5 protein-coding genes are annotated in these 6,142 nt (G+C 33.7%); 1 reads left to right on the forward strand and 4 read right to left on the reverse strand.

The features are described from left to right. Positions 1–18 precede the first annotated feature (18 nt). The 4 genes from ACHZC3_RS00275 to ACHZC3_RS00290 all read right to left on the reverse strand — a co-directional run bounded on the left by ACHZC3_RS00275 (position 19) and on the right by ACHZC3_RS00290 (position 4,442). The gene (locus ACHZC3_RS00275) at positions 19–630 is read right to left on the reverse strand and encodes a fumarylacetoacetate hydrolase family protein (RefSeq protein ID WP_394757879.1); all 612 of its coding nucleotides are present in this window, start codon (positions 628–630) and stop codon (positions 19–21) included. Between the two features lie 78 nt (positions 631–708). Then, positions 709–1,479 carry an exonuclease domain-containing protein gene (locus ACHZC3_RS00280; RefSeq protein ID WP_394757880.1) on the reverse strand — a complete coding sequence of 257 codons (771 nt, stop codon included), beginning with the start codon at positions 1,477–1,479 and terminating at the stop codon, positions 709–711. A gap of 364 nt (positions 1,480–1,843) precedes the next feature. Beyond that, complete coding sequence (locus ACHZC3_RS00285) at positions 1,844–3,166, reverse strand: dihydrolipoamide acetyltransferase family protein (RefSeq protein WP_394757881.1); 1,323 nt, start codon at positions 3,164–3,166, stop codon at positions 1,844–1,846. Positions 3,167–3,263: 97 nt separating this feature from the next. Beyond that, complete coding sequence (locus ACHZC3_RS00290) at positions 3,264–4,442, reverse strand: glycosyltransferase family 2 protein (protein WP_394757882.1); 1,179 nt, start codon at positions 4,440–4,442, stop codon at positions 3,264–3,266. A 38-nt stretch (positions 4,443–4,480) separates the two neighbouring features. On the opposite strand from ACHZC3_RS00290, the gene ACHZC3_RS00295 reads away from it, so the two are divergent. Further along, positions 4,481–6,142, forward strand: a 1,662-nt coding sequence (locus ACHZC3_RS00295) for an ABC-F family ATP-binding cassette domain-containing protein (protein ID WP_394757883.1), incomplete at its 3' end; no start/stop codon positions are given.

Raw genomic sequence — 6,142 nt, forward strand, 5'->3', positions numbered from 1 at the left:
ATAATGTATTGCCATATTTTATTTTACTTGAATTCTAAATAATTTATTCTCTTCTAAAAAACCTTCTAGAACATCATTAGGATTTACTTTAGCAACTCCTGCTGGCGTTCCAGTAAAAATAATATCGCCAATTTTTAAGGTGAAATATTGGGAAACATATGCGATTAACTCATCTATTTTCCACAACATATTTGCTGTATTTCCTTTTTGAACTGTTTCTCCATTGTTGGTTAATTCAAATTTAAGATTTTCTAGCGAATTAAAAACTTTTATCGATATAAAGTCACCTATAACCGCTGAACCGTCAAAAGCTTTTGCTTTTTCCCAAGGTAAACCTTTGTCTTTTAGTTTTTGTTGTAAATCACGAGCTGTAAAATCTATTCCAACACTGATTTCGTCATAGTATTTATGTGCAAACTTGGCATCGATATATTTTCCAACTTTATTTATACGAACAATAACTTCTATTTCGTGGTGAATATCATCAGAAAATTCAGGAATTACAAATGGATGTTGCTTGAGTAATACTGCCGAATCTGGTTTTAGAAAAACTACAGGTTCCGTTGGACGTTCGTTTTGTAATTCGGCAATGTGTTCGGTATAATTTCTACCTATACAGATTATTTTCATTTTTCTTTGAGGTTCTGAAGTTCTAAGAAACTAAGGACCTGAGCTACATAGCACCTCAACACCTTAGGCCTTATTACTTTACTTTGTGTTTAACTTTCTTAACTTAATAGCTGTTAAAACTTTTTTAGTATATAACGGGAAGTCGGCATTTTGAATCCAACTAAAATAACCTGGTTCGGTTTCTAAAACCTTATCTACTTTTGCCCCTTTGTGTTTTCCGAAGGTAAAAATCTCTTCGTTATCCTTATCAAAAGCTATCATTCCTGCAAAATCAGCGATTTTTTTTCTGGTTGTGAATTCAGAAAGCGATTTCATGTCGTTTTCTAATTCCGGATATCGATCTAGTTGCGCTTTTAGAATTTCGTATGTTGCCATCGTATCTGCTTCTGCAGAATGTGCGTTTTCTAAAGGTTTTCCTGTATAAAATTTTAGAGCAGCACTTAAAGTACGCTCTTCCATTTTATGAAAAACAGTTTGAACATCGACAGAAACTCTTCCTTTCATATCAAAATCGACTCCAGCACGAAGTAATTCTTCTGCTAATAATGGAATGTCAAAACGATCAGAGTTAAATCCTGCTAAATCTGAATCTTTTATCATATTATAAACTTGCGAAGCCAATTCATTGAAAGTTGGTTCATTAGCTACTTTTTCGTCTGTTATTCCGTGCACTGCCGTAGTTTGTGCGGGAATTGGAATGGTAGGATTTACCAACCATGTTTTGCTTTCTTTGTTTCCGTTTGGAAAAACTTTAAATACTGATATTTCTACAATTCTATCTTTTCCTATATCGATTCCTGTGGTTTCGAGATCGAAAAAGCAGATTGGGCGGGTTAATTTGAGTTCCATTTAGTTTGTTTGTATTCTTACAAATGTAATTGTTAGATTTTAATTGCCCTAATTTTTTTAACAACGAATTATAGGTTTTTTTTGACCACGGACGAGAAGTATAAAAAACGGATCGCGAATTAAATAAAATATAAAATTAATGGTAAAGATTCCTTACTAGCCCTGATTACTTCACTGTACTTTTATTTTCAGAGGAGTTCAGTGAACTTCGTTTACAGTGAAAATCCTTTTTTGAGGCTTTTGCTTCGCCTGTTCGCTATTGCTCGGGTCGCCGAAAAAAAGATTGTAACGGAAAGCAGGATTGGCTCCTAAAAAAAAAAGCGACTCAAAATTTGAATCGCTTAATTATAATTGTTTATTTATTTTAAAAATCTCTATTTACATCAAATGCTTCAAGATAATCTGCAACGCGTTTTACGAAGCTTCCTCCTAATGCACCATCTACAACTCGGTGATCATATGAGTGCGAAAGGAACATTTTTTGACGAATTCCGATAAAATCACCTTCTGGAGTTTCGATAACTGCTGGTACTTTTCTGATAGCTCCAAGTGCTAAAATTCCTACTTGTGGCTGGTTGATAATTGGTGTTCCGAAAACTGAACCAAAAGTCCCCACATTTGTCACGGTATACGTTCCGCCTTGCGTATCGTCTGGTTTTAATTTTCCTGCTTTTGCACGATTTCCTAAATCGTTTACCGCTTTTGCCATGCCTACCAAGTTTAATTGGTCCGCATTTTTTATAACTGGAACGATTAAGTTTCCGTTTGGTAAAGCTGCTGCCATTCCTAGATTAATGTTTTTCTTTTTGATGATATAATCACCATCTACTGAGATATTCATTCCTGGAAAATCTTTTAAAGCTTTTGCAACCGCTTCCATCATAATTGGTGTAAAAGTTAGCTTTTCGCCTTCTCTTTTTTCGAAAGCATCTTTAACTTTATTTCTCCATTTTACTATATTTGTCACATCGACTTCGATAAACGATTGTACGTGTGCCGATGTTTGTACAGATGCAACCATGTAACCAGAAATTAGCTTACGCATTCTGTCCATTTCAACGATTTCATCACCTCCATTTACAGAAACCGGAGCTGCCTTTTGTGCTACTGGAGCTACATTTTGAGTTGCAACAACTGGAGCAGTCCCGATAGCTATCGGGGCAACAGCAGGCTGATTTCCTCTATTTTTTATATAATTTAAAATATCTTCTTTAGTAATTCTTCCGTCTTTTCCAGAACCTTTGATGCTTTCTAGTTCAGCTACTGAAACACCTTCCTCTTTAGCGATATTTTTAACTAATGGAGAAAAGAATTTATCTGAATCTGAAAAATTAGCTGGCGCTGAAACTGAGTCTTTCGCTCCCGAAGTTTCGGGATCTACAGTCTTAGTAACTTCTGCAACAGCAACTGGAGTTACTTCTTGTTTTGCTACGACAACATCTCCGCCTTCAGTTTCGATAATGGCAATAGTTTGTCCTACTTGAACTAAATCATCTTTGTTAAATAATTGTTCTACCAAAATCCCTGAAACTTCACTAGGAACTTCGCTATCTACTTTGTCGGTAGCAATTTCTAGAACGGCTTCGTCCATTTCGATTTTGTCGCCAACTTGTTTTAACCAATTTGTGATAGTTGCTTCTGCAACGCTTTCTCCCATTTTTGGAAGTTTCAATTCAAATCTTGCCATATTGTTTGCCTAAAAGGTTTTTTGGTTTTGATGATGCAAAAATAATAAATTTAACACTAATTTCACGAATTAACAGCAATTAAAAAAAAATTGAAATCTAGTTTTTAAAATCTGATATTAAAATTACTTCTCCGCGATCATTACTGCTATTGCTACCAATAAGAAAATCAGTCGTTTGCGGAAGTATTTTGAAAGTATGGTTTTTATTTTTTTTCGACTGCATTGTTTGAATTATTTCTTTAAAATTGATATAATTGTTATCAAATACGAATTCAAAAGCCATTTTTTTAGATAAATTTTGCGAATAGTTCATATTCAAAACTCCTTTTTTAGCAAGAAAAACGTCCTTTTTAAATTCCGTTTGAAGCTTTACTTTTACTAATTCATTATCTGAAATTAAAACATAGCTTTCAGGAGCTACCCTTGCATTTTGTTTGCCTTGAAACATCTTGATAAATGAGAAAATAAGGATTCCTATTTTCATAAATAGAGAAAAGAAAACCGATCCCGAAGCTTCGGGATTAAAATGTTTTTTATAGAAGAAATTCATTGCTTCCTGAAAGCGTTTCATATACGTTCCGTCCTTAATTGTGCTTTCGCCTTTGTAGTGAATTACAGTTGTTTCGTGAAAATAATAGTTTGATTTTCCTTTTTGCAAAACCATATAACTCAAATCGATATCATCAGAATACATGAAACATTTTTCGTCGAAACCGCCAACTTCGAGATACAATTCTCGCTTCATAATCATAAAAGCACCAACCAAAATATCGACTTTTCCTGTTTCGTTTTCCTGCAAATGTTGTGCATAATATTTTCCGAAATAATTTGAAAATTTATACAACCCGAAAATTTTAGTAAATGCTACAAACGGAGTGGGTACGCCTCGTTTGCTTTCTGGTAAGAAATTTCCAGTTCCGTCTATAAGTTTGCATCCTACGATTCCTAAATTTTTTTGCCTTTCGGCGAAAGCCAAGATTTTTGTAAAAGTATCTTCGGCAACAACTGTATCTGGATTAAGAATACAAACATATTCTCCTTTTGCTTGTGAAACTCCTATATTATTCCCTTTTGGAAAACCTGAATTTTCATTGTTTTCGATGAGTTTTATGTTTGAAAAACGCTGTTTCATCATTTCGCAGCTCTCATCGGAAGAATTATTATCGATTACAATAATTTCTGCATCAATAGTTTCAAGTGCTTTTTGAACACTTAAAACGCAAAGTTCGAGAAAATAACGAACATTATAATTAAGAATGATAACTGATAGTTGCATTTGACAAATATAAATTACTTTTGCAAAAAATTACTCTTGTGAATTACTTATCTGTAGAAAATATTTCTAAGTCTTTTGGTGAACGAACTTTGTTCGATAAAATTTCTTTTGGAATAAACAAAGACCAAAAAATTGCCTTCATTGCCAAAAATGGTTCTGGAAAAACCACTATCATGAATATCCTGAATGGTATTGATGATCCTGATACAGGGCAAGTTGTGATTCGTAAAGATATTCGAATGGCTTTTTTGTCTCAAAATCATAATTTACAAGACGAATTAACTATCGAAGAAAGTATTTTTGCTTCAGATAATGAAACGCTTAAAATAATTGAAGCTTATGAAAAAGCATTAGAAAACCCAGAAGACGAAGAGGCTTATCAAAAAGCTTTCGACGGAATGGACCAACACAATGCTTGGGATTTTGAAACACAATACAAGCAAATTTTATTCAAACTAAAATTAGAAGACTTTAAACTGAAAGTGAAAAATCTTTCGGGTGGTCAGAAAAAACGTTTGTCATTGGCTATTATTCTAATTAATCGTCCTGACCTATTAATTCTTGACGAACCTACGAATCATTTGGATTTAGAGATGATTGAATGGTTAGAAAGTTATTTTGCTAAAGAAAATATAACTTTGTTTATGGTAACGCACGACCGTTTCTTTTTGGAACGTGTTTGTAACGAAATTATAGAATTAGACAACGGAAAATTATACCAATACAAAGGAAATTACTCATATTATTTAGAGAAAAAAGAAGAACGCCTTATTTCCGAAAATGCTAGTGTAGACAAAGCCCAAAACTTATTTGTAAAAGAATTGGCTTGGATGCGTCGTCAACCAAAAGCAAGAACGACCAAATCTAAATCACGACAAGATGACTTTTATGTTATTAAAGAAAAAGCCGAAAGTCGCCGAAGAGAAAATGTAGTCGAGTTAGAGATTAATATGGAACGTATGGGAAGCAAGATTATCGAGCTTCACAAAGTTTCTAAAAAGTTTAATGACAAAGTTATTTTAGACGAATTTACTTTCGATTTTCAGCGTGGTGCCAGAATTGGTATCATTGGAAAAAACGGAACAGGAAAATCTACTTTTTTAAATTTGCTAACCAGTACAATACCAGCAGATAGTGGCAAAGTTGTGGTGGGTGATACCATAAAAATTGGTTATTACACGCAAAGCGGTATCAATCCAAAACCAGGACAACGCGTTATAGATATTATAAAAGAATACGGAGAATTTATTCCGCTTACGAAAGGAAAAATAATATCTGCCTCTCAATTGTTAGAGCGTTTTCTTTTTGACAGCAAAAAACAATACGATTATGTCGAAAAATTAAGTGGTGGTGAGCTAAAACGTTTGTATTTGTGTACGGTTTTGATTCAGAATCCTAACTTTTTGATTCTAGATGAACCAACCAATGATTTAGATATCGTTACATTGAATGTTTTAGAAAGTTTCCTTCTTGATTACCCTGGCTGTTTGCTTGTGGTTTCTCACGATCGTTATTTTATGGATAAAATTGTAGATCACTTATTTGTTTTTCGTGGTGAAGGAGAAATTGAAAATTTCCCAGGAAACTATTCAGATTTCCGTGCTTATGAAGACAGTGCCGATGTGGCTCAAAAAGAAGAAAACAAAGCCGAAAAGAAAGAATGGAAACAAAACAATCCGACAGGAAATTTGACTTTCAAC

The organism is Flavobacterium sp. (genome assembly GCF_043720215.1).
Lineage (GTDB): Bacteria > Bacteroidota > Bacteroidia > Flavobacteriales > Flavobacteriaceae > Flavobacterium.

What these genes read in the sequence shown, in the direction of transcription:
- ACHZC3_RS00275 (WP_394757879.1), bottom strand. Translation starts at nt 630, where the DNA reads ATGAAAATAATCTGTATAGGTAGAAATTATACCGAACACATTGCCGAA.
- ACHZC3_RS00280 (WP_394757880.1), bottom strand. Translation starts at nt 1,479, where the DNA reads ATGGAACTCAAATTAACCCGCCCAATCTGCTTTTTCGATCTCGAAACC.
- ACHZC3_RS00285 (WP_394757881.1), bottom strand. Translation starts at nt 3,166, where the DNA reads ATGGCAAGATTTGAATTGAAACTTCCAAAAATGGGAGAAAGCGTTGCA.
- ACHZC3_RS00290 (WP_394757882.1), bottom strand. Translation starts at nt 4,442, where the DNA reads ATGCAACTATCAGTTATCATTCTTAATTATAATGTTCGTTATTTTCTC.